Here is a 24,063-nt window from a genome sequence, read left to right as displayed (position 1 = left end):
ATAACAATTAAATATGGATTAATAGACACCTATTTCCCGTAAAGTTAATGACAATCAAGGCTATAGTAAAAACTATGAAATCTTATCAAAAGAAATTCCTCTCTCCAGCTTTTTCAGATATGCCTTTATAATAATATTTTCAGGTTTTTCTAACTGGGGATCTTCCGAAAAAAGTTCAATAACCGTATTCCGTGCTTCAGATAAAATTATCTGATCTTTAGCCAGATCTGCAAGTTTTAGATCCAGCACGCCGCTTTGCTGTGTGCCGGTAATATCTCCAGGACCACGAAGCTGTAGGTCTATTTCAGATATTTCGAACCCGTTGTTCGTCCGCACCATGGTTTCTAAACGGATTTTGCCTTCCTTACTGAGTTTGTTACCACTCATTAAGATACAAAAAGATTGTTCTGCCCCACGGCCAACCCTGCCACGCAATTGGTGAAGCTGTGAAAGACCAAACCGTTCAGCATTTTCAATCACCATTACAGAAGCATTAGGTACATTAACACCTACTTCAATTACAGTTGTAGCCACCATAATCTGACTTTTACCATCAATAAACTGTTGCATTTCGAACTGTTTATCTGCATTTGGCATTTGTCCATGCACAATACTGATCTGGTAATCAGGTCGGGGAAACTGGTAACTCAGCTGCTCAATTCCAGCTTCGAGATGTAAAAGATCTAATTTCTCGCTTTCCTTAATTAAAGGATAAACAATATAAACCTGCCTGCCTTTAGCAATTTCCTGCTTCATAAAACCAAACATTCTAAGACGTTGGCCTTCAAAAAGGTGTTTTGTTTCGATAGGTTTTCTGCCAGCAGGTAATTCATCAATAATAGAAACATCAAGATCACCATATAAGGTCATTGCCAAAGTACGCGGAATTGGTGTAGCCGTCATCACAAGGATATGAGGAGGGATAATATTTTTCCGCCAAAGCTTAGCACGTTGTTCCACACCAAAACGGTGTTGTTCATCAATAACAACCAAGCCTAAATTTTTAAACTGAACCTTATCTTCGATCAATGCATGTGTTCCAATCAGAATATCGATTTCTCCATTCTCCAGTTGTGCGTGCAAAATAGTACGTTCCTTCTTTTTTGTATTTCCGGTAAGGATTGCAACACGCACCAAATCTCCGGTTACAAGTTCGGTAATAGAGGCATAGTGCTGACGGGCCAAAATTTCGGTCGGAGCCATCATACAAGCCTGATAGCCGTTGTCATTTGCCAGAAGCATACTCATCAATGCCACTGCTGTTTTACCACTCCCCACGTCGCCCTGAACAAGCCTGTTCATTTGCACACCGCGTTGCGTATCAATCCTGATTTCCTTAACCACACGTTTTTGAGCATTGGTTAACTCGAAAGGCAAAAATTCCTTATAAAAACGGTTCACCTTTTCACCAACTTTATCGAAGGTTGCACCTTTAAATTTTAATTGACGCAAGTGTTTATTATGCAAAAGCTGCAGCTGAATAAAAAACAACTCCTCAAACTTTAACCGTCTTTCAGCAGCGTTTAAGTCCTTTTGATTTTTAGGAAAATGAATGTTCAGCAAAGCTATCCCTTTATCTGGCAGCTGATATTTATCAATGATGTATTGTGGTAAATTTTCGGGCACTTGCGGAATAATCTGATCTAACAGGCCGGCGATTAAACGCTGCAGACCCTTAGAATCGAGATTAAATTTTTTAAGCTTCTCTGTTGAGTTATAAACCGGCTGCAGGGTTAAATTTCCTCTTCCTACCTGTTTGCGCTGATACAGCTCCATTTCAGGATGGGAAATGCTGAATGTTCCGTTAAAGATGCTGGGTTTCCCAAAAGCGACATAAGCTGTGCCCACGGTAATATTATCGTCAACCCATTTTAGGCTCTGGAACCAAACTAATTCCATGATTCCCGTTTCATCTTTAAAAACAGCAATAATGCGCTTAGCTCTTTTATCGCCTATTACTTTTTTACTGATTACACGCCCAATAATCTGGATATACTGCGAATCGGGATTGATCTGATTGATCTTAAAATATTTTGTACGGTCTATATACCTGAAGGGATAGTGCGCAAGCATATCCTGATAAGTGAATAAGCCGAGATCCTTCTTCAAAACATCGGCACGGCTTGACCCAACGCCTTTCAAAAACTCAACAGGTGTATCTAATACCGAATTAAACAAAATATTCTACTATTTCTTGTAAACAACATTTTTTAGCAAAGCCGCATTAAAAATAACGATCGGTAGCAGCAAAAGCAAATAAGCAAAAAATTGGTGCAGATCTATTTTCTCTTTAAAGTAGAAAAATGCGCCGGTAAAAGCAACAATTGGATTGATATATATTAAATACCGGGGGCAGAAGAGGCATTCTCAGTAAGGTATAGGTTGTCGGAGAACCTTTTATTAAGCAAAGGTTAGACATTGCTCCCCAGATTATGGAAGAACAATGTCTGCAATAAAATATTTACTCTTATTTTCTGTAAATTAACCTACAATGGCAATTACAGAGATTTCAACATTAACATTTTTAGGTAACACCGAAACCTGAACTGTTTCGCGAGCTGGAAAATCAGCAGTAAAATATTGCCCATAAACCTCATTTACCTGAGCAAAAGTACCCATATCGCTTAAGAAAATAGTAGATTTCACTACATTCTCAAAGGTTAAACCTGCCTCAAGTAAAACAGCTTTAAGGTTGCGCATCACCTGGTGAGTCTCCTCTTCAATATTGCCAATATTTAATTCTCCATTTTCAGGATTTATGGCTACCTGGCCCGATACGAATAAAAAATTTCCGGCTTGTACAGCTTGGCTATATGGTCCAATTGGAGCTGGAGCATTGTTTGTTTTAATAATTTGTTTCATATAATTTAGGGTTATTTAGCAAGCCACTGGACGAGCTTGTAGATGATACCTGCAAGAAAAATTAAGATGGCCAATGCATTAATAAAATGCATAATTCTCAGATTGATATTATTTGGCCTGTTTGGATCCTTTTTTCTAAAGAAGTACATGATACAAACTTAGCTAAAAAGCTTAATACAGAAAACTAAAAGGCACAAAAAAAAGTCCTGATTTTCATCAGGACTTTTTTAAATTTTATATTGAAATACTAGTTTCTAGCAGTTTCAACACGACGGTTTTGGATACGACCTTCTTCAGTATCGTTAGAAGCAATTGGATTAGCTTCGCCATTACCTTTAGTAGCAACTTGACTAGCGTTAACGCCAGAGTTTACTAAGTAAGTTTTAACAGAGTTAGCTCTGTCTTTAGATAATTTCAAGTTATATGCAGCAGTACCTTCGCTTGAAGCGTAACCGTTTACAGTTACTTTACCACCGTTTTCACGTAACACTGAAGATAATTTATCTAAAGTAGGGTAAGACTCAGTTTTTAAAACTGAAGAGTTGAAATCGAAACCGATTTTTTCGAAACCTGTTACATTGCTAGTTGCAGTTGAATCAGCTACCATTTTAGGAAGTGGACATCCTGAACCATCAACAGCAGTACCTGCAGGAGTTCCTGGGCATTTATCGAATTGATCAGCAACACCGTCACCATCAGTATCTTTTTTCAAATCTTCAACAGATTTTTCAACAGCAGAAACACGGTTTTTCAATGCTTCAACTTCTTGACGTAAAGTTGGATCTTTTAACTCATCGTACATAGTAGCTAATGGGTTAGTCCACTCTAAACTTGGTTTAGCAGAAGAACCTAAAGAGAATTCTAAACCAGCATAACCGTAAGAGAATTTATCTTTAGTTGTACCTTTTGCATAAACTCCGTCTAAGTTATCAGCATCAACAAAGTTCATAGTGTAACCTAAGTTAAAGTTAACACGCTCAGAAACTTTGAATTTAACACCAGCACCAACTGGAATGTAGAAACCTTTTACGTAATCTTTAGCATCATGTCTGTCATCAGCAGGACCAACAGCACTACCTTTCCAGTCGATAGATTGACCAGCACCAGTAGTAATTTTTGGAGCATAAGCCATATAACCAGCACCAGCAGTTAAGAAGAAACCTACTGAATTCTCACGACGTAAGAAATCGATAGAACCTACGTTTACAACACCACGTAAATCTACAGCATATTGTAATTGAGTTTCAAAATCTTTAACAGCTGGGTTAGAAATACCTTCGTTAGTACCTGAAAGTTTACCACGTGTTCCGTTTAATTCTAATCCGAAAGAGTGACCTAATTGTTTACGGATGTTTAAACCGTAACCTAAGTTAGCATCCCATTTGTTGAAGTCATTAGAACCGCCGATAGCAACAACTGGCATTAAAACACCACCGTGTACACCGATAGACCAAGTTCTGTACTGTCCTCTACCGCCAAATACCTTGACAGCAGAAGAGGTTGCAGGAGCATCCTGAGCGACAGCAAGAGAAGCAACTCCTGTTAATGCCACTAAAGAAAGTGCAACACTTTTCTTTAAAGTAGAATAATTCATAATCTTTTTTCTTTTTTAAGGGTTAAACAATTTAATTGATTAATTTTTCAGTAAAGGCAAAATTAATCAAAATTTTAAATTTTCAAACTTTTATACAAACTCCGTTCCAAACTTTACAGTAATTAATCATTTTATTACATTTGGTCATTACCAATATAAAATACCAATTTCATGAAATACCCCACCATTGATCAGTCATTATTTATTTTAAACAGAAAAAACTTCACTAATAACCTAAAGAACAATTCACTAGCTATATTTAACTCAAGCGACGAATTCCCTAGAAGCGGTGACCAAAGTTTCGTTTTTAAGCAAAATCCGGATTTATTTTATTTATCAGGCATTGATCAGGAACAAACAATTCTACTATTATATCCTGATTGTCCTAATCCTTTGTACAGAGAAGTCCTGTTTTTAAGACAGACCAACGACTATATCAAAGTTTGGGAAGGATATAAGTACACCAAAGAACAGGCAAAAGCTGCTTCTGGCATCCAGTCTATCTATTGGTTAGAAGATTTTGATAACATTTTACATAGTATTGTTAACTATGCTGAGCATATTTATTTAAATACAAATGAGAATGATCGGTACGCCCATGAAGTTCCTTACCGCGATATTCGTTTCATTGAGAAAATGAAATCAAAATATCCATTGCATCATTATGAACGCTCGGCGCCAATTATGCGAAATTTACGTGCAGTTAAATCAGATGTGGAGATCGAATTAACTAAAAAGGCATGCACAATAACCCGCGATGCTTTTATCAGGGTATTAAAATTCACCAAGCCTGGGGTTAAAGAATATGAAATTGAAGCAGAGATTATACATGAATTTATCCGTCAGGGAGCAACAGGTCATGCCTATACGCCTATTATTGCTTCCGGTCATAATGCAAACATTCTACATTATAACGATAATAATCAAGTTTGTAAAGATGGAGACGTAATACTTTTCGATTTTGGTGCAGAATACGCCAATTATAACGCAGACATGAGCCGGTCCATTCCGGTTAATGGCCGGTTTACGCAAAGACAAAAGGATGTATACAATGCTGTACTGAACGTAATGAGAGCATCGATTAAATTAATTGGCGAAGGAATTATATGGAATACCTACCACGAACAAGTTGGCGAAATTATGACTGAACAACTGATTAATCTCGGGCTGATTTCTACAACTGACGTGAAGAATCAAACCGCAGCGTGGCCAGCTTATAAAAAATATTTTATGCACGGCACTTCGCATCACTTAGGCATAGATGTACATGACTTTGCAGGAAGATATACTCCATTTGCCAATGGGAACATTCTTACAGTTGAACCAGGCATTTATATTCCGGAGGAAGGCTTAGGTATCCGTTTAGAAAACAATATTCTGATCACAGCAAAAGGGAATATTGATCTGATGGCCGATATCCCATTAGAAGCTGAAGAAATTGAGGAGATTATGAATAGTTAATTCCAGTTGGCAGTATTCAATTTGCAGTTAAACAATTAACCTGCCTTAACAATTTAGCAATAAGGCAATCTCAACAGTTAACTATTACCAAATTCGTCCGCAAAACGATAAATATTAAAATCATCTTGTTTTAAGGCTGCCTGAACTTTTTCTCGCAGCCTTTTTTTATCGACATACTGCATTTTTTGATGCTGTATGAGTTTCCATGCCTTTTCTGCAAATAAAAAAGCTTTTCGGTTATCATTAAAAACTTCCGGCTCGATAACCCATTTACACAATTCACGGATACCTATATTTTTATCAGCAACAGTTTTTAAGATTGGAATAGTCTTTACCCCTTGATGAACGATTTTTTTCAGATTATTGGCAAAAGTATCTGCTCCTTCCCTATCAGCCTTATTAATCACAAAACAATCAGCAATTTCCATCAACCCTGATTTGATATTCTGAACTTCATCTCCGGATTCTGGCACCAATACAACAACAGTTTTATCTGCCAATCCTGCAATTTCTACTTCCGATTGCCCAACCCCAACAGTTTCAACAATAATCAGATCAAAATTCGAAGCTTTTAAAACGTCAACCATTTCGATTGTTTTTGCCGAAATGCCGCCCAAAGCACCACGTGTAGCCAAAGATCGGATAAAAACATTCGGATTATTAAACTGGCCAGCCATCCGGATACGATCGCCCAACAAAGAGCCAAAATTAAATGGGGAGGTTGGATCTACCGCCAATATGGCAATGCGTTTACCTTCAGCAACTAAATGATCGGTTACCGCATTTACCAACGTGCTTTTGCCAGCACCAGGAGGCCCGGTAATACCCAAAACGGGAACATTAGCCTTACTATCTAAATCTCTTAAAATCGAATCTGCGGGTTTAATGTCGTTTTCGACAAGCGTTAATGTTCTTGCCAAAACCTTATAATTGCCTGCCTTTACTTCGCTTAAAATGGATAGATGCGTATTCATCAATAAAACTATCTTTGTACAAATTAACAAAAATTATCAGCTACAAGGCGCCCCATAATGAAAGTTACCGGTTTTACGTTTTTAAGAAATGCTATTGTTAACGACTATCCTGCAAAAGAGGCAATCCTTTCTGTGCTGCCATTGTGCGACGATTTTATTGTCGCACTGGGAAACTCTACGGACCAAACTTCTGAAATGGTTAAAAGCATTGATCCTAAAATCAGAACAATTGATACCATTTGGGATGAAAGTATAAGGGAAGGCGGTCGTGTTTTTGCTGATGAAACCAATAAGGCATTAGCTGAAATAGGGAAAGATACCGACTGGATGATCTATATTCAAGGTGACGAAGCCATACATGAAGATTATCTCCCCTTGATTAAAAAAGAAATGGAAGATGAACTTAACAATAGCAATGTTGAGGCTTTACTCTTAAAATATAAACATTTTTATGCCTCTTATGATTATCTGGCCGAATCCAGACGTTGGTACAGAAGAGAGGTTAGGATTATCAAAAACCTTCCGGGAGTTCACTCTTACCGGGATGCCCAGGGCTTCAGAATTAACGACAGTAAACTTAAGGTTAAGCTAATCGATGCTTATATTTACCACTATGGCTGGGTAAAACCACCAAAAGGATTACAAGGTAAAGTGCGCAACTTTAATCAGTTTTATCAAACGGAAGAGTGGATTGAAGAAAATTATCCGGTTCAGGACACCTACGATATGCACAATGCCGATCGTTTAGTCCATTTTAAAGGCACCCATCCTAAGGTAATGCAGGAAAGAATTGCGGCTGCAAACTGGAAATTTGATAAAGATTTAACCAAAGAAACCCCAAAAATGAATTTCCGCAGAAGGGTTTTGCAAAAAATTGAAGACTTAACCGGATTACGGTTATTTGAGTATAGGAATTATAAAATTGTAAAGTAGACTACAATTTAAATGTGCCTATATTTGCATAATTTTTTTCTTATAAATACTATTTAATTAATGAAAAAGCCTAACGTTTTAGTAACTTTTGATTCGATGAAGGATGCCAATTGCGGCTATTTCTCGTTTGGAAAAGGATTGGGTGATGCATTAATCCAGGAAAACAAAGGAAAATTTAATTTAAAATTTTATCTTTTTAAACACACAAAATACCTTTTTAATGGTTTGGTTGATCTCATTTATCTATCCAGGTTAGACCGGTTATTCTTTAAGGGAAAAAATGATTTCGATGTTGTTCATCTTTCTGACCAAACCTGCAGATTGAGACCCAGCAAAGTAAATGCAAAAAAAATAATGACTGTTCATGACATGAACAAAGTTCATTTAAAGTTTAGCAAGCCACACAGAATTCAGGTATATCTAAAAAAACTAGGCAAGCTAATAGCACAGTGTGATAAAATTGTGTGTATATCGCAGTTTGTTGCAAATGATGTGAAACAATATTTCCCTGAATCGGCAAATAAAATCAGTGTAATTTATAACGGGGCCGATAAATTAATTTCAGCTGAAAATCATCAGCCAGCTTTTAAACCTGGAAAGAAATTTCTATTTACCATTGGTTTGCTTTCAGTACAAAAAGGCTTTCACTTATTACCTGCATTATTAAAAGATAACGATTTCGAACTGGTAATTTCCGGAAGGGAAACACCTCACAAACAGCGAATTTTAGAGGAAGCAGAAAAGTATAACTGTTTGGATAGGGTACATATTACCGGGCCAATCTCAGATGAAGACAAAGCCTGGTACTATAAAAATTGTGATGCTTTCTTATTTCCTTCAGTTGCCGAAGGTTTTGGTCTTCCTGTAATCGAAGCCATGCATTTTGGAAAACCAACTTTTCTATCGAAATTCACTTCTCTACCTGAAGTAGGGGGCGAAGCAGCTTATTATTTTGATAATTTTGATGCGGAAAATATGCAAGAGATTTTCAATAATGGAATGCTTGATTTTGCCAAAAGAAATCGTTCTGCAGAGATGATTATTCAGGCCGAAAAATTTTCGTGGAAAATAGCGGCAAAAAAATACTTTAGTTTATATGAGCAAGTGTTACACTAAACATAAATCTTCATATTGATAAAAAGGTATGTTAAAAAAGGCTGCTATTCTTATTCCCTTTTATAAAACTGATTTATCGGAGAATGAATTGATTGCCCTTACACAGTGTAAAAAAATTCTCGGTAACCACCCGATCATCGCAATCAAACCAAAGCATTTTACACTACCAAAAGCAGCCGAAGAGGTTGTTGGTTATAACACTGTCGGTTTTGATGAAAATTATTTTACCAGTATTTATGGTTACAACCAGCTCATGCTTTCTTCGGTATTTTACGAGCAGTTTTTAGATTATGAATATATTTTAATATACCAATTGGATTGTTTTGTTTTTAAAGACGAACTTTCAAACTGGTGCGATCAAGGGTGGGATTATATTGGCGCACCATGGATAAAAAAAACTTATCATAAAAACACTTTACAACTTTTATTTTCAAAACTTAAACAATCTTTTTCAAATAGATTTAATAGAAAAGATAACGATAAACCAAATCAGTTCCAGTTCAATAATCAAGTTGGAAATGGGGGCTTCTCACTTCGTAAGGTAAAAGTATTCTACAACTTAAGCCTTTTAATGAAACCGGTTATTGATTTTTATCTCGCTCAAAATTCACACTTGTATAATGAAGATGTTTTTTGGAGCATTGAAGTAAATAGAGATAGGAGAGTCTTAAATATTCCTAACTGTGAAACTGCTTTAAAGTTTGCTGTTGAAGTACCACCCCTTAAACTTAAACATTTAAATAAAGAAAATTTACCCTTTGGATGCCACGACTGGGATCATTATTCAGATTACTGGGAGCCTGTCTTCAAAACTTATGGTTATGAAATTCAAAAAACATAAAGTTATAACGAAAATGATTGCTGATTGTAATTTTAGAAGGCTATCATCCAAAAACGGAATCAGTTCGACCGAAAACTGTACCTTTACCAAGTTTTAATTAGATTTTTTACCGGCGTTTTCAAATTGCCCAAACTATACATTATTCCATTTTATATAAAATGAAGACTTATTTCCGTTTGTTATCTTTTGCAAAGCCTATAGAGAAGTTTGCTATACCTTATGTTATTGCAACATTATTTGCTATAGTTTTTAATACTTTCTTATTTACATTGTTAGGGCCTTTATTAGAAACACTTTTTATTAAAGACGCACCTACAACGCTATCAAAAGTTAGTTCATCAATCGATTTTATGGGCAGATTTAGCCAATATATACAACATGCCATTGATACTTATGGGAAAACTGAAACTTTAAAATTGGTATGTATTGTTATTGTAGCTACAGTGATATTGGCAAATTTTTTCCGTTATCTGTCACAAAGATTTATGGAAGATTTAAGGGTACATACTTTATTAAACATTCGCAGAACAGTTTTTAACAACGTAATGAACCTGCACGTTGGTTTTTTTAACAATGAACGTAAGGGAGACATTATTTCTAAAGTGGCATCAGATGTGCAAGTAGTGCAATTTACAGTTACTAACACCTTACAGGTGGTTTTCAAAGAGCCACTACAGTTATTGTTCTATGTAGGTGTGCTAATTTCGATTTCTGTTAAACTTACGCTATTCTCTTTACTGGTTATCCCTATTTCAGGCTTTATCATCAGTAAAATCGTAAAACGACTAAAACACCAGGCTAAAGAATCTCATGAATCTTTCGCAAAGATGATAGGATTTTTAGACGAATCTTTAAGCGGAATTAAAATCATAAAGGCTTTCAATGCAACGCCAAGAATTAAAGATAAGTTTGACCAAGAGAATAAGTTTTATTCTTATCTAAATAGAAAAATGGCAAGAAGACAGCAACTTGCATCACCTGTATCTCAAACCTTAGGTGTATTTGTTGTCGTTTTTATTGTTCTTTATGGTGGAACAATGATCTTAACTGGTCAAGGAGATTTGACGCCGGCAAAGTTTTTGGTCTACATCGCTACATTCTCCCAAGTAATGCAGCCCGTAAAAGCACTAACGGATTCGTTTAGCGGCATCCATTCCGGAATTGCAGCGGGTGAACGGGTTTTAGACCTTATCGATACTAAACCACTGTTGATTAATAAACCTGATGCTAAAGCGCTTGATGGCTTTAGCAGCGCCATAAGTGTTCAGGATGTATCATTTAATTATGGTGATAAAAAAATACTCAACTCAATCACTTTTGATATTGAAAAAGGCAAAACCGTGGCCTTGGTTGGCCCATCTGGCGGTGGTAAAAGTACATTAATGGATCTGCTTCCACGCTTCCATGATCCAAAATCGGGAAGCATTAAGATAGATGGTTATGATTACAAAGACCTTACTGTCGAAAGTATCAGAGGACAAATGGGAACGGTGAATCAGGAGTCTTTTCTATTTAATGATACTATTTTTAACAACATTGCATTTGCCAAACCAGATGCTTCTATAGAAGAAGTAATTGCTGCTGCGAAGATTGCTAACGCACATGATTTTATAGAGAATACGGAGAATGGTTATCAATCTTTTGTGGGCGATAGGGGAAATAAATTATCCGGCGGACAAAGACAAAGAGTATGTATTGCAAGGGCAGTTTTGGCTAATCCCCCAATAATGTTGCTCGATGAGGCAACTTCTGCATTAGATACCGAATCAGAAAAATTAGTACAGGAGGCTTTGAACAATTTAATGAAGAACCGTACTTCTATTGTAATAGCGCATCGTTTAAGCACAATACAACATGCGGATAAAATTATAGTGATTGATAAGGGTAGTGTAGTAGAAACTGGAAGCCATAGTGAATTAATGAGGCAAAACGGACTTTACAGAAGGCTGATAGATATGCAGGCGTTTACGGATTGACAATGAGCCAGCCATTAGTTTCAATAGCCCTTTGTACCTTTAATGGAGCAAAATATCTTGCAGAACAGCTCGACTCTATTATTAATCAAACCTATAAAAATTTAGAAGTTATTATAGTTGATGATCAATCTTCTGATCAAACCGTAGATATCCTTAGATCTTATCTAAAAAAGCATCCAAATTTTCACATTTATGAAAATGATGCTAACATTGGCTACATTAAAAATTTCGAAAAAGCAATTTGCCTTTGCAATGGAGAATATATTGCGCTCGCAGATCAGGATGATGTTTGGGAACTAAATAAAATAGAACTACAGCTTCAGTTTATCCAAGATCATATTATGGTTTACCACGATTCTGAGTTTATTGATGAGGGTGGAAACCCTTTAAATCGGAAAATGTCGGAGCTAAGAAATTTCTATAGCGGAAATGACCCGAGGCACTTTCTTCTTGAAAATTGCGTTTCTGGCCACTCAATTATGTTCAAGCGAGAATTGATCCCCTATATATTGCCTTTTCCAAAAGAATTATTTCATGATTGGTGGATTGCTTTTGTTGCAACAAACCATGGATACATTAATTTCCAGAAAGATCTGCTCGTTAAGTACCGCCAGCATAGTAGTACCAGCACAGATATTCTTCAAAAAAAGAAAACGAACTATAAAGAAAGGGGTGATAGACTAACTGAACTTATTAAAAAAGTTAAGGTTTTTTATCAATATCCGAGCGATAAGCATCATAAGTTTACAGCTAAATTATTGGAGCTGCTGGAAAAAAACATAAGCCATAGCAGCTTTGCACTTTCAGTATTTGTATGGAAATATCGATCAATACTATTGTTTATGCAAAAAAAGAACAGCTGGAGTAAGTTTAATTTTTGCAGAAAATTAAGAGTCTAATCTTTTTTATAGTTTATAAAAAAATATTTAAATAAATAAAACTGGAGCTTATAATAGAGTACGGATCTTAGCTTACCAGTTTTATTAACGGCATCAATTGTACCTCTTGCAAAACCGTAAGTATATCCCATTTCTTTTAGCTTTTTAAACAGCATTTTAAATGCCCTCTTCTCCATATTCTCTTTCTCATATTCATTAATATCAATGGTAGAAACAGGTAATATCTTTTGCCATTTTTTATGAATCTTAATAGTATCCTCCATCCACGATTTGTTGTAAGAACCTTCTGAAAAATGTTCCATTAGTACGTCAAAAACTACAGCAACGTTAAAGTTTCTGCCTACATTTAAGCAAAAATCAATATCATAACAATGAAAACCTTTTAACAACTCTTCATCAAAAGGATACGCCGAAACGATTTCTTTTCTCGTGCAAAACCACATTCCATCAACACAGGCTACATTTTCTATAACTTTGCCCGACGGGTTAACATCAATTAAATGTGCTGCTTTTTCCTTATGTTTATAATGTTGTATATAATGCGAGAAATAAACATTATTTAGTGCACTAGCTGCCCCCCATCCAGAAGGTGCCAGTGGTTTATAACTGCTACCAACTACACCAATAATGCCTAATCTTAAATTGTTTTTAAATTTTTCAACTACATTAAGTCCCCATTTTTGGGTTAGCATTTTAAGGTCTTCATGCATATAGCATAAAATATCAAAGCTTGCTTTAATGGCCCCCTCATTATATATTGCACAAATTCCACGTGCACCATTGCTGTTATCGGTAGAAATTATCTCAAAAGGCACACCTATAGTTTCTTCTATATTCTGGTAAATATCCTTTAAATATTTAGCGTTGGCAGACGATATAATAATTGAAATCATAATTAGAAACAAAGGCCAAAGATACCAAAATGTTTAAACTAGACATTTTGCTAAATACTTTTTTGCAACTTAGTAATATTTGTATTACCAGATCCTTCATACTTGCAAGATATTGTGTATTCCTCTCTAACAATTGTTTACTTTTGAAATCGATTGTAGATCATATTAAATGCAGTTAAAATCAAATTCAATATTTTATATTTTTTGTCCAGCTAACTTCGCTACGGGAGGCCCAGAGGCACTTCATCAACTGGGGCATCGATTAAAAGCATTAGGGCACCAGGTTTACATGCATTACTTTTATAATAAAGGAGAATATCCTGTTCATGAAAGTTACCAAAAATATAACTTACCCTATACCAATGATGTTTTAAATCTAAACGAGAACTTCATCATTACACCAGAAACATATCTTGATCCAATTTTCGATTATAAATATGCAAATGTAAAAAAAATAATTTGGTGGTTAAGTGTTACTAATTATAATATTACGCTTGGTTATGCAAAGGAGGAAGTAAAACATAAGCGTTTTTACGCTATTAAATCTTTCTTGAATCCCAAAAAATACAAAACCATTCCAACAATAGCAGCATTAAAACGCAAAAACGTATTAAGCTTAGCTCATTCTTACTTTTCAGTAGATTTTTTAACTAAAAATAAGATGGAAGTACTCGGGAAAATATCGGATTATATGAGCGAGGCTTTTTACCTAAAAGTAAATACATCAACCATTAAAGAAGATGTTATCCTGTATAACCCGAAAAAAAATGGCGAATACTTAGATCAGGTTAAAGCTTTAAGTAGTGAATTAAATTGGAAAGCTTTAATAGATATGTCTCCTGAGGAAGTAGCATTATGGATGAACAAAAGTAAATTATATATAGATTTCGGCTATCACCCGGGACAAGAGCGAATGCCTAGAGAAGCAATTCTAATGGGCTGCTGTGTAATTACGGGAAGTAGAGGTTCAGCTGGATATTATGAAGACGTACCTTTGCCAGAAGGTTTTAAATTCGATGAAACAATAGATTTGCCTAAAAAAGTTGTTAGCCAGATTAAAATTACGCTAGATGAATTCGAGGATAAAATAAAACACTTCGAGAATTATAGAAAAACAATAATTGCAGAGAGAAAGAATTTTGATGCTGCCGTTGAAAAGGTTTTTGGAAAAATAGAAAAGAAATAGACATGACTAATTTAAAACCAACCAAAATAAATTACGATTTTATTGATTCACTAAGATTTATTTCAATGTTTGGAATTGTAATGGAGCATAGTTCTTTTTTTTTCGGAGCCAAATTTGCAACATTTAACGAAAAAATTGTTCAGATTTTTAGCCTACAATTTTTCAAGTTTGGAACCATTATATTTTTTATCCTAGCCGGATTTTTAATCGGCGATAAATTCAATACCTATAGCACCAAAGAATATTTAAAGAGAAGATTAGATAATACCGTTAAGCCCTGGCTTTTTTGGGTAGTGATCCTATTTATCCTAAATTATATCGATATTATTGTAAGAAATGTTAAAGGCGGAAATAGCCCTTTTTTTAATTCGAAGTTAGCAGGCATAGTAACTGATTTCGGCAATATAGTTTTTAATACGAGTTTTTGGTTTATACCTAACTTCCTGATTTGTATTGCGATTTTATTACTTTTTAGAAAACACCTCTATTCTATCGGATTCGGTATCTGTTTATTATGTTTATCTCTATTTTATTCGGTTAATCTTTATTTTGATATTATACCGACCTCGCATACGACTGCTTTATTGGGTTTTATTTTTTACTTATGGCTAGGTGTTCAAATCAATAAGTACTACGAAAAATTCAAATTAATTATTCAAACAACACCTGTTTCATTATTGTCATTATTAACAGTTATTACTTTCATGCTATCCAGCTTAGAGAGTTACTACTTGCTAGTTAAGCTACCTGGCGATCCTTTCAATACACTCAGAATAACAAACATAGTATACTCCTTAGTTTGCTTTGCTTTGCTATACAAGTTAGGCGATAGAATTTCATTAAAAAAGTTTAAGCCTAGTATATTTACATTTGGTATCTATTTAGTTCATCAAATCCTCGTATTTAGACTGATGCCTTTAATATTTAGACCACTCAATATCAATTTTGAAAATAGATCTGCTTATTATTTTCTGGCAATGCAATTATTAACATTTGCGGTAGTGTATACCGGATCAATTTTAATAGTTTACCTGATTAATAAAAGCAAGGGGGCAAGATGGGTAGTGGGAAGATAAAAGAGTTCTGAATTAATTCAGAACTCTTTTTAGCATCTATGTCCAGAGTTTCTTAAATGAAATCCTATCCTATAGCTATTTTATAGTGTGGCGTGACATGATCTTAAATATATTAAATCATTTAATAAAACCACTTTTCGCCTAACCAATTAATTTAAACGGGCTCCGTTAGCATCATACTTCGCTAAAATGGTTCCTGTTTGTAATTCTGTTAGTTCATAATACACTGAACTAGCTTGTATCCCAGTCCATCTACCTTGAATTCTTTTAGTAACCCCTGTACTTCTGTGCCTAAAAGTAGCAATATAGTTTGTGGTAAGCTCATGTATGCTAACTATTGCTTTAGCCACGACTATTCTGTGTGCTGGAACAATAGCTGTAAAAGAATAAGATTGAGAATCTTCTTTAGATTCGTTATTCCCATATGTCCAAGATCCTGAAGTTGTCAAATCGGCAGAAACAGTTGCTGTAGCAAGTACCGGTACACCCACTTGAGCGGTAGCTCCTACTTTCAATGAAATTCCGTAAGTCTTACTAAATGTCGAAGACTCAGTTGCTTTTTTCGAAAAACTAACATTCATCTGCTGATTTACACTAGTATTATTATTTAAGGTTAATGACGATACGAAATTTGGTTTTGCTTTTACGTAATCATCCGGATTCAGAGAATATTCTAAAGTTACAAGATCAAATTCTCCAGATGGCTCAAGCCTCCACTGCTGTCTACCCGACCCATCATCTTCATGATGTAAATCAACTATGCTACCAGTAGAATTGCAACTAAGGTAATTTTTTCCAGTACTGATCCCGCCTTTAATTTTTATATTAAACAGATCGTTTCCTAGTGGATAGAGAGACCATTTTTGTCTACCTGAAAGATCAATTTCATGATATAGATCTATAAGTGTTCCGGTAGATAAGGCACTCAAAAATTTTTTATTATTTGTAATTCCACCATAAACTTTAAAGCTAAAATAACCATCACCGGTATCCTCTAGAATCCACCTTTGTCTGCCTGAAGCGTCATCCTCATGATACAAATCAACTAAATGACCTATATCTGTAGAGCTTAAAAATTTCTTGTTTGTTGTAACTCCCCTATCAATAATGATGTTCAAAGGAATCCCAGTCCAATCCAAATCAGATGTAGATAAAGATGTTGAATTAGTAGTCATAGAGCCAATCGGCTTTCCCGAGTAAGTACTTAGATCTTCTGATGATACATCAGGCAAAACAGCTTGTTTCTTACATGACATCAAAGTAATGAGAACAATAAGGATAGAATAGCATTTTTTCATATAATTTAGTTTTTACAAAAAGAACTATTAAAAATGTGAAATTTGACAACTTTTTGTTATCATAAATACCAATCAAAATGTCACGGCTATCATTTAGCCTTGAAAGCTAATACTTCGTTTGGAAATTTTAATCCATAAAATTCCCTGGAGTTCAGAGTTGTGATATTTGCGATTCAGGAATATTAAAATTATCCGTTAGAATCTGATTATTTTTTTGCTATTATAGAATTAATTAGACAAATAAACTGGTAATACCATAATTTTTTTTACAATAATAAATTTTACGTAGATTTACAGCTTTAAAATTAAAAGCTCTCAATCATGTTAGATATTGGAATTTCGCTCAGAAAATACAGAGACAACTTAGGTTACACGCAACAATTTGTTGCCGATTGTATAGGAATAAGCCGTGTAACTTATCGAAAATGGGAAAATAATGAGGTAGATTTTTCACTCTCTCAACTCGACAAAATTGCCGAGCTCTACGAAATACCCATTCAGGATATTATTTTGAATCAGCCTTTAGTCAGGCTAAGATAATTCCCAAAAACAAAAAGGACATCAGTATTCTTGATGCTATTTTTGGATTTATCATCTGATCAATAAACTATAACCTGATAGCCTCTATCGAATCATTATTTGTAAGTATCTTACAAACACATTCAAGATTGAAATCAAGATAAGCCTCTACAAATTTTTTATACTTATTAGCTTTAAACTGCACATCATGATATTTGACCTCGTAAGCAAGGCCCTTTTTTAATTGCTCTTCTACCACGAAATCCACTTCATTACCATCCGCAGTACGCCAGAAATGTAAACTATCTGAATCATGCAACTGCCTTAGCCTGCAGTAAACATAATTCTCGAGCAATTCTCCTTTATCAGCCCTATCGTTTAACTTCGAAAAATTATTTAACAATGCATTCCGCAAGCCATTATCATTAAAATAAATCTTTGGCATTTTGGTTAGCTCTTTTCGCACATTACCATAAAAGGGAGAAAGCAATTGTACTATAAAAGTTTTCTGCATTAAATAAATGTAGTTTTCTACCGTAGAACTGGCCATTTGCAAGGTATTTCCCAGCTCATGATTATTCACCAGATTGCCTGTTTGATCGGCTAATAACCTGGCCAGTTGAAAAAACTTAAGTTCTTCCTTAATGCCTGCTTCTAGGGCATCTTTCTTCATATAGCTGTTTACAAGCTCCTTAAGCATTTCTTGCTTTTCCTGTTCCGTATCTGCCAAAACAACAGCAGGATAACCACCGTAAACCAAATATTCATCAAACAGTGCATTTATGCGGTTACGTTGAAGCCCCTGGTAAGTAACTCTTTTTTTCATTTGCTCCCACTCAGCGATTAAATCATCCTCACCTTTAAAGTGCAAAAATTCATCGAATGCCAAAGGGAAAAATTCAAATACCTTTTTTCTTCCCGCCAAACTATCTTTAAAACTCTTATCAATGTAAAACGCACTGCTACCTGTAGCGATGATTTTTAATTTTGGCGAATACTTATCGTATAAAAGTTTTAAAAAATTACTGGGTTCTTTTGCATACTGAACTTCATCGATAATAACATATAACCGCTTATCTGCAGGAAGATCGGCCGGCAATAAGGTATAATTGAAAATATTTTCGGGATGTTGATTTACGGCCTCTAAAATGACAGGATCTTCGAAGGTTAAAAAATACACTAGCTCGTTATCCATTTGCAATTGCTCTGCCAGCTGCTTAACAAGTGTGGTTTTGCCGATCTGCCTTGGCCCTATAATAATGGTGTGCTGAGGCTTATTAAGGTGGTTTTTTAGAGATTTTAATGCAGTTGATCTTTCCATATCGATAATTCACAAATACAAATATCGATATTTTTAAGATTCAAACGCAATATTATCCGATATTTTTAAGATTCAAACCCAATATTATCCGATAATTTTAAGATAATTATTTCACTTCAACAAAAAAGTGGCCCTTTTGAGGCCACTTTAAATTATATTTCTTAAAAGCAATTATAGCTTTCTTGCTACTTCAACTTGTTCGTAAGCTTCTACAATATCGCCAACTTCGATGTTGTTAAAGTTCTGGATGTTTAAACCACACTCATAACCTTTATTCACCTCTTTTACATCATCTTTAAAGCGTTTTAAAGATGCCAGTTCACCTGTGTACACTACAACACCATCTCTAACGATACGGATTTTGCTGTTACGGGTAATCTTACCATCCAATACCATACAACCTGCAATGGTACCCACTTTAGTGATTTTGAAAGTCTCACGAATCTCAACGTTAGCCACAATTTTTTCTTCAAATTCTGGATCCAACATACCTTCCATCGCTGATTTAATCTCGTTGATTGCATCGTAGATGATAGAATATAAACGGATATCGATTTGCTCAGCTTCTGCAAGTTTACGTGCACCTGTTGATGGACGAACCTGGAAACCGATAATAATCGCATCAGAAGCAGAAGCTAACAATACATCAGACTCTGAAATCTGACCAACACCTTTACTGATGATATTGATCTGGATCTGCTCAGTTGATAATTTCAACAATGAATCGGCTAATGCCTCGATTGAACCATCCACATCACCTTTAACAATGATGTTAAGCTCTTTAAAGTTACCGATTGCCAAACGACGACCGATCTCATCCAGGGTAATATGTTTCTGCGTACGTAATCCCTGCTCACGTTGTAACTGCATCCGTTTGTTTGCAATATCACGTGCTTCAGTTTCACTTTCCAAAGCATTAAACCTGTCACCAGCTGTTGGCGCACCCTGCATACCCAAAACCTGTACGGGTTGTGATGGACCTGCTGAATCTACTTTAGCGCCACGCTCGTTGGTTAACGCTTTTACACGTCCGCTGTAACTACCTGCTAAGATTGGATCTCCAACTCTTAATGTACCGGCCTGAACCAATACTGTAGTTACAATACCACGTCCTTTATCTAATGCAGACTCAATTACTGTACCTGTAGCTCTCTTATTCGGATTTGCTTTAAGTTCTAATAATTCAGCTTCTAATAATACTTTATCTAAAAGTAAATCAACATTTAAGCCGCTTTTGCTTGAGATTTCCTGTGATTGGTATTTACCACCCCAATCTTCAACCAGGATATTCATTACCGATAACTGCTCACGTACTTTATCTGCATTTGCACCTGGTTTATCTACTTTAGTGAAAGCAAATACCAATGGTACGCCTGCTGCCTGTGCGTGATTAATTGCCTCTTTTGTTTGAGGCATCACTGCATCATCCGCAGCAATAACAATAATGGCAATATCTGCTGCCTTAGCACCACGTGCACGCATCGCTGTAAAGGCTTCGTGACCTGGAGTATCTAAGAAAGTTACTTTTTTACCGGTTGGCGTAGTTACCATATAAGCACCAATGTGCTGGGTAATACCACCTGCCTCACCAGCAACCACATTTGCTTTACGAATATAATCCAGCAATGAAGTTTTACCGTGATCGACGTGACCCATAATCGTAACAACCGGAGCTCTTTCGATTAAATCTTCTTCTTTATCTTCCTCTTCAATTACGTTCTCTTCATCCTCATCTGGTTTTACGAATTGAATTTCGTAACCAAACTCATCTGCCACAATGGTTAAAGTTTCAGCATCTAACCGCTGGTTAATGGAAACGAACATCCCAAGGCTCATACAAGTACCAATAATTTTGGTAACCGGTACATCCATCATGCTCGCTAACTCATTAGCCGTAACAAATTCTGTTACTTTTAATATTTTCGATTGCGATTCAAGTTCGTTTGCGGCCTCTTCTGCATTATAAGCCACATCATCACGTTTCTGACGACGTAATTTAGCGCGTTGTGCGAATTTACCAGATTTCCCTGCTCCACTTAAACGGGCAAGTGTTGCCTTGATCTGATCTTGAATTTCTTTCTCAGTAGGTTCTTCTTTTGGTCCGCTTGGTGTAGCATTTCTATTTTGGAAACCTGGTCTGTTATTGTTGTTATTATTTCTATTTCCTTGGTAAGGAGTTCCACCTTGTCCAGCTGGCCTGTTACCCTGGTATGGCGTACCGCCACCTGGTCTGTTGCCTTGATAAGGTGTACGAGGTTGCCCTGGTGTACCACTTTGGCCCTGACCCTGACCTGCAGGATTATTCTGTCCTTGCTGCCCTTGACCACCGTGTTGACCTGGCTGGCCAGGTGCTCCTGGCGTTTTTTTGCGTTTGCGTTTACGTTTAGCGGCTTCACTATCGCTAGATGATGCTACCGGACCGTTTCTTCTATCCGGAGTTGTTGGTAAAACAATTTTACCAATAATATTCGGACCAGTTAATTTAACGCTACGTGCTTTCATTACTTCAGGCTCGTTGCTTACCGGTTTTGCTTCAACTGGTTTTGCTTCAACTGGTTTTTCTTCCACTTTAGGTTGTTCAACTGGTTTTACAGGCTCAGTCGCTTTAACCACAGGTGTTTCTGCAACTGGTGCTGGTGCAACAGGAGCTTCTTCTTTTTTAACCTCAACCGGTTTTTCTTCCGCTTTAGGTTGTTCCACTGGCTTTACAGGTTCTGGTGCTTTAACCACTGGTGGTTCTACAACAGGCGCCGGTGCAGCAGGCGTTTCTTCTTTCTTAGCCGGGCGTGTTTTAGGATTAAGATCATTTAAATCGATCTTTCCTACAATTTTAACGCCTGGTAGTCCGGTTTCCTCTGCTTTCTCTTCTGCCTTAGTTTCTTTTACTGGCTCTACTGCTGCCGCAGGTGCTGGTGTTGGCGCTTCTGCCTTAGGTGTTTCTACAACCTTTGGTTTTTCTACCGGAGGGGTAAATGATTGAGTATTTTTAATTAAAATCTCTTCATTTTTCTCAAAATCGGTATTTTTCTTCGGCGCTTCTACTGGCTTTTCAGTCTCAGGCTCGTCACGACGTATTTTACCAATCACTATTTGTTTGGCTTCTTCTCTTACGATCTTATCTCCCTGATACTCTTTTAACAAGGCATTATACATGTCTCCCGTAAGTTTAAACATAGGGCTTTTCTCGGCAGAGAATCCCTTTTTGTTTAAAAACTCAACGGCCGTACCCATGCCTATATTAAGTTCTTTAATAGCTTTAATTAAAATGATTGGTTTGTCGTCTGACATTTAGCTCCTGTTATTGTTTTTTATTTAATACAAAAGTAGTGTTTATTTGGCAATTACACCACTTATTCAAATTCTGACTTCAAAATTTGAACCACTTCTTTAATGGTTTCCTCTTCAAGGTCGGTGCGTTTCACCAAATCTTCTACTGTAAGTGCTAGTACACTCTTAGCAGTATCGCAACCGATAGCCTTTAATTCATCAATGATCCAGCTATCAATCTCATCTGAGAATTCTTCTAAATCAACATCCTCATCGCTTTCTTCTCCAGCTTCACGGTACACATCAATTTCATAACCGGTTAATTTACCAGCCAGTTTAATATTGTGTCCGCCACGTCCAATTGCCAATGAAACCTGATCTGGTTTTAAGTAAACCGATGCATGTTTGGTTTCATCATCCAATTTAATAGAGGTGATTTTTGCCGGGCTTAAAGCACGGGTAATGTATAATGAAATATTATTTGTGAAATTAATCACATCAATGTTTTCGTTTTTCAATTCGCGAACGATACCGTGGATACGTGATCCTTTCATACCTACACACGCGCCAACCGGATCGATGCGGTCATCATAAGATTCAACAGCAACTTTAGCACGTTCTCCTGGCTCACGAACAATTTTTTTAATGGTAATTAAACCATCGAAAATTTCTGGAACTTCCTGTTCGAACAGGCGTTGTAAAAATTCTGGTGCTGTTCTTGAAATGATAATTTTCGGATTCGCGTTGATCATTTCCACTTTAGAAATTACTGCTCTCACAGAATCACCTTTTTTGAAATAATCAGCAGGAATCTGCTCTGTTTTAGGCATTAAAAGTTCGTTACCTTCATCATCTAAAACCAAAGTTTCTTTCTTCCAAACCTGATAAACCTCACCTGTTACAATTTCGCCTACCCTGTCTTTATATTTTTTAAAGATTTCGTCTTTCTCTAATTCCAATACTTTAGAAACCAAGGTTTGGCGTGCTGCTAAAATTGCCCTGCGACCAAAACTCTCTAAGGTAATCTGTTCGATATAATCATCCCCCACTTCTAAAGTGTTATCTAATTTAGAAACTTCGGCAAGCTCAATTTCTAAATCATCATCTTCAGAAAATCCATCTTCCATTACTTTTCTCGTTCTCCAGATCTCCAAATCACCGTTATCCGGATTTACGATAACATCACAGTTTTCGTCTGTTCCGTATTTTTTACGCAACATGCTACGAAAAACTTCTTCCAGCACACTGATCACCGTTGGGCGATCTATATTTTTGAAATCTTTAAACTCCTGAAAAGAGTCGATCAAATTAATTGTTGTAGTACTCATTTTTACTTAAATGAAATTAACACACTTGTTTCTATTATATCATTAAACGGAACATCTGTTTGAATTGCTACCGCCTTTTTCCCTTTTTCTTTAACCGACTCTTCAATCTGTAGGTTATTTTCTGTAACCACTAGTAGCTTTCCTTCTTTTTTTAACCCTTCTTTAAGCTTAATACTTACCGTACGGCCAATATTTTTATTGTACTGACGGATGAGTTTTAAAGGCTCGCCAACACCCGGCGAAGAAACTTCTAAATTATAAGCCTGTTCTATTGCATTTTCTTCTTCCAGATGAAAACCAACATGCCTGCTTATGGCCACACAATCCTGTATGCTAATCCCTTCGTCGCCATCAACATGAATAATTAGTTTATTGTTTGGCAACATTTTTACTTCAACCAAAAACAGTTCTGGCCGATCTGCTATTTTTTCCTCTACGAGGGCTGCAACTCTCTTTTCTACCTGCATATTTTAACCTGATTTCATAGAAAAAGGGGACACTGTCCCCTTCTCTTTTCTT

At 36.1% G+C, this 24,063-nt stretch carries 20 protein-coding genes; 9 read left to right on the top strand and 11 right to left on the bottom strand.

Annotation, left to right across the window (positions count from 1 at the left end; all coding sequences use genetic code 11):
* Positions 1–72: 72 nt before the first annotated feature.
* The 4 genes from recG to ACUN24_RS06150 all read right to left on the bottom strand — a co-directional run bounded on the left by recG (position 73) and on the right by ACUN24_RS06150 (position 4,456).
* The gene (recG, locus tag ACUN24_RS06165) at positions 73–2,178 is read right to left on the bottom strand and encodes an ATP-dependent DNA helicase RecG (RefSeq protein WP_445561711.1); all 2,106 of its coding nucleotides are present in this window, start codon (positions 2,176–2,178) and stop codon (positions 73–75) included.
* Between the two features lie 303 nt (positions 2,179–2,481).
* A complete protein-coding gene (locus tag ACUN24_RS06160) occupies positions 2,482–2,862 on the bottom strand; it encodes a RidA family protein (RefSeq protein WP_121284415.1) in 381 nt (126 codons plus the stop codon).
* A gap of 11 nt (positions 2,863–2,873) precedes the next feature.
* Entirely contained in the window at positions 2,874–3,011 is a 138-nt protein-coding gene (locus ACUN24_RS06155; protein ID WP_315417948.1) for a DUF6728 family protein, read from the bottom strand.
* Between the two features lie 98 nt (positions 3,012–3,109).
* A complete protein-coding gene (locus tag ACUN24_RS06150; RefSeq protein ID WP_445561710.1) occupies positions 3,110–4,456 on the bottom strand; it encodes an OmpA family protein in 1,347 nt (448 codons plus the stop codon).
* Positions 4,457–4,627: 171 nt separating this feature from the next.
* Between ACUN24_RS06150 and ACUN24_RS06145 the strand changes: the two genes are divergently transcribed.
* A complete protein-coding gene (locus tag ACUN24_RS06145) occupies positions 4,628–5,917 on the top strand; it encodes an aminopeptidase P family protein (RefSeq protein WP_445561709.1) in 1,290 nt (429 codons plus the stop codon).
* A 77-nt stretch (positions 5,918–5,994) separates the two neighbouring features.
* Here ACUN24_RS06145 and meaB read toward each other — a convergent pair whose 3' ends face one another.
* On the bottom strand, positions 5,995–6,891 hold the full coding sequence (gene meaB / locus ACUN24_RS06140) for a methylmalonyl Co-A mutase-associated GTPase MeaB (protein ID WP_445561708.1): 897 nt from the start codon (positions 6,889–6,891) through the stop codon (positions 5,995–5,997).
* A gap of 57 nt (positions 6,892–6,948) precedes the next feature.
* Here meaB and ACUN24_RS06135 point away from each other — a divergent pair, with 57 nt between their 5' ends.
* The 5 genes from ACUN24_RS06135 to ACUN24_RS06115 all read left to right on the top strand — a co-directional run bounded on the left by ACUN24_RS06135 (position 6,949) and on the right by ACUN24_RS06115 (position 12,656).
* Positions 6,949–7,824, top strand: a complete 876-nt coding sequence (locus ACUN24_RS06135; protein ID WP_445561707.1) for a glycosyltransferase family 2 protein — start codon at positions 6,949–6,951, stop codon at positions 7,822–7,824.
* Between the two features lie 60 nt (positions 7,825–7,884).
* Positions 7,885–8,940, top strand: coding sequence for a glycosyltransferase family 4 protein (locus tag ACUN24_RS06130; protein WP_445561706.1), 1,056 nt, complete (start codon positions 7,885–7,887; stop codon positions 8,938–8,940).
* Between the two features lie 28 nt (positions 8,941–8,968).
* Positions 8,969–9,781: a DUF5672 family protein gene (locus ACUN24_RS06125; protein ID WP_445561705.1), complete on the top strand. Its 813-nt coding sequence runs from the start codon at positions 8,969–8,971 to the stop codon at positions 9,779–9,781.
* A gap of 158 nt (positions 9,782–9,939) precedes the next feature.
* On the top strand, positions 9,940–11,757 hold the full coding sequence (locus tag ACUN24_RS06120; RefSeq protein ID WP_445561704.1) for an ABC transporter ATP-binding protein: 1,818 nt from the start codon (positions 9,940–9,942) through the stop codon (positions 11,755–11,757).
* Between the two features lie 2 nt (positions 11,758–11,759).
* Positions 11,760–12,656: a glycosyltransferase family 2 protein gene (locus ACUN24_RS06115; RefSeq protein WP_445561703.1), complete on the top strand. Its 897-nt coding sequence runs from the start codon at positions 11,760–11,762 to the stop codon at positions 12,654–12,656.
* Here ACUN24_RS06115 and ACUN24_RS06110 read toward each other — a convergent pair.
* Positions 12,653–13,549 carry a glycosyltransferase gene (locus ACUN24_RS06110; RefSeq protein WP_445561702.1) on the bottom strand — a complete coding sequence of 299 codons (897 nt, stop codon included), beginning with the start codon at positions 13,547–13,549 and terminating at the stop codon, positions 12,653–12,655. The two genes, ACUN24_RS06115 and ACUN24_RS06110, sit on opposite strands and share 4 nt — an antisense overlap.
* A gap of 169 nt (positions 13,550–13,718) precedes the next feature.
* On the opposite strand from ACUN24_RS06110, the gene ACUN24_RS06105 reads away from it, so the two are divergent.
* A complete protein-coding gene (locus ACUN24_RS06105; RefSeq protein WP_445561701.1) occupies positions 13,719–14,735 on the top strand; it encodes a hypothetical protein in 1,017 nt (338 codons plus the stop codon).
* A 2-nt stretch (positions 14,736–14,737) separates the two neighbouring features.
* Complete coding sequence (locus ACUN24_RS06100; RefSeq protein ID WP_445561700.1) at positions 14,738–15,811, top strand: acyltransferase; 1,074 nt, start codon at positions 14,738–14,740, stop codon at positions 15,809–15,811.
* A 149-nt stretch (positions 15,812–15,960) separates the two neighbouring features.
* Here the strand turns inward: ACUN24_RS06100 and ACUN24_RS06095 are convergent, their stop codons facing one another.
* A complete protein-coding gene (locus tag ACUN24_RS06095; protein ID WP_445561699.1) occupies positions 15,961–17,109 on the bottom strand; it encodes an ETX/MTX2 family pore-forming toxin in 1,149 nt (382 codons plus the stop codon).
* Positions 17,110–17,430: 321 nt separating this feature from the next.
* Between ACUN24_RS06095 and ACUN24_RS06090 the strand changes: the two genes are divergently transcribed.
* A complete protein-coding gene (locus tag ACUN24_RS06090) occupies positions 17,431–17,649 on the top strand; it encodes a helix-turn-helix transcriptional regulator (protein WP_445561698.1) in 219 nt (72 codons plus the stop codon).
* A 67-nt stretch (positions 17,650–17,716) separates the two neighbouring features.
* On the opposite strand, the gene ACUN24_RS06085 is transcribed toward ACUN24_RS06090, so the two are convergent.
* From ACUN24_RS06085 to rimP, 4 genes are all read right to left on the bottom strand, one after another.
* Complete coding sequence (locus tag ACUN24_RS06085) at positions 17,717–18,949, bottom strand: ATP-binding protein (protein WP_445561697.1); 1,233 nt, start codon at positions 18,947–18,949, stop codon at positions 17,717–17,719.
* A gap of 171 nt (positions 18,950–19,120) precedes the next feature.
* Positions 19,121–22,237 (bottom strand): translation initiation factor IF-2, encoded by a 3,117-nt coding sequence (infB, locus tag ACUN24_RS06080; RefSeq protein WP_445561696.1) that lies wholly within the window; start codon positions 22,235–22,237, stop codon positions 19,121–19,123.
* Positions 22,238–22,299: 62 nt separating this feature from the next.
* Entirely contained in the window at positions 22,300–23,544 is a 1,245-nt protein-coding gene (nusA, locus tag ACUN24_RS06075) for a transcription termination factor NusA (protein ID WP_219076221.1), read from the bottom strand.
* Between the two features lie 2 nt (positions 23,545–23,546).
* Positions 23,547–24,011, bottom strand: a complete 465-nt coding sequence (gene rimP / locus ACUN24_RS06070) for a ribosome assembly cofactor RimP (RefSeq protein WP_445561695.1) — start codon at positions 24,009–24,011, stop codon at positions 23,547–23,549.
* Between the last annotated feature and the right edge of the window lie 52 nt (positions 24,012–24,063).

The sequence above is a fragment of the Pedobacter sp. WC2501 genome (assembly GCF_052682415.1).
This window is presented reverse-complemented; position numbering and strand designations above follow the sequence as displayed.

Bases quoted from the DNA above. Each gene is read 5' to 3' on its own strand.
- ACUN24_RS06160 (WP_121284415.1), bottom strand. From the start codon at position 2,862: ATGAAACAAATTATTAAAACAAACAATGCTCCAGCTCCAATTGGACCA.
- ACUN24_RS06155 (WP_315417948.1), bottom strand. From the start codon at position 3,011: ATGTACTTCTTTAGAAAAAAGGATCCAAACAGGCCAAATAATATCAAT.
- ACUN24_RS06150 (WP_445561710.1), bottom strand. From the start codon at position 4,456: ATGAATTATTCTACTTTAAAGAAAAGTGTTGCACTTTCTTTAGTGGCA.
- ACUN24_RS06145 (WP_445561709.1), top strand. From the start codon at position 4,628: ATGAAATACCCCACCATTGATCAGTCATTATTTATTTTAAACAGAAAA.
- meaB (WP_445561708.1), bottom strand. From the start codon at position 6,891: ATGAATACGCATCTATCCATTTTAAGCGAAGTAAAGGCAGGCAATTAT.
- ACUN24_RS06135 (WP_445561707.1), top strand. From the start codon at position 6,949: ATGAAAGTTACCGGTTTTACGTTTTTAAGAAATGCTATTGTTAACGAC.
- ACUN24_RS06130 (WP_445561706.1), top strand. From the start codon at position 7,885: ATGAAAAAGCCTAACGTTTTAGTAACTTTTGATTCGATGAAGGATGCC.
- ACUN24_RS06125 (WP_445561705.1), top strand. From the start codon at position 8,969: ATGTTAAAAAAGGCTGCTATTCTTATTCCCTTTTATAAAACTGATTTA.
- ACUN24_RS06120 (WP_445561704.1), top strand. From the start codon at position 9,940: ATGAAGACTTATTTCCGTTTGTTATCTTTTGCAAAGCCTATAGAGAAG.
- ACUN24_RS06115 (WP_445561703.1), top strand. From the start codon at position 11,760: ATGAGCCAGCCATTAGTTTCAATAGCCCTTTGTACCTTTAATGGAGCA.
- ACUN24_RS06110 (WP_445561702.1), bottom strand. From the start codon at position 13,549: ATGATTTCAATTATTATATCGTCTGCCAACGCTAAATATTTAAAGGAT.
- ACUN24_RS06105 (WP_445561701.1), top strand. From the start codon at position 13,719: ATGCAGTTAAAATCAAATTCAATATTTTATATTTTTTGTCCAGCTAAC.
- ACUN24_RS06100 (WP_445561700.1), top strand. From the start codon at position 14,738: ATGACTAATTTAAAACCAACCAAAATAAATTACGATTTTATTGATTCA.
- ACUN24_RS06095 (WP_445561699.1), bottom strand. From the start codon at position 17,109: ATGAAAAAATGCTATTCTATCCTTATTGTTCTCATTACTTTGATGTCA.
- ACUN24_RS06090 (WP_445561698.1), top strand. From the start codon at position 17,431: ATGTTAGATATTGGAATTTCGCTCAGAAAATACAGAGACAACTTAGGT.
- ACUN24_RS06085 (WP_445561697.1), bottom strand. From the start codon at position 18,949: ATGGAAAGATCAACTGCATTAAAATCTCTAAAAAACCACCTTAATAAG.
- infB (WP_445561696.1), bottom strand. From the start codon at position 22,237: ATGTCAGACGACAAACCAATCATTTTAATTAAAGCTATTAAAGAACTT.
- nusA (WP_219076221.1), bottom strand. From the start codon at position 23,544: ATGAGTACTACAACAATTAATTTGATCGACTCTTTTCAGGAGTTTAAA.
- rimP (WP_445561695.1), bottom strand. From the start codon at position 24,011: ATGCAGGTAGAAAAGAGAGTTGCAGCCCTCGTAGAGGAAAAAATAGCA.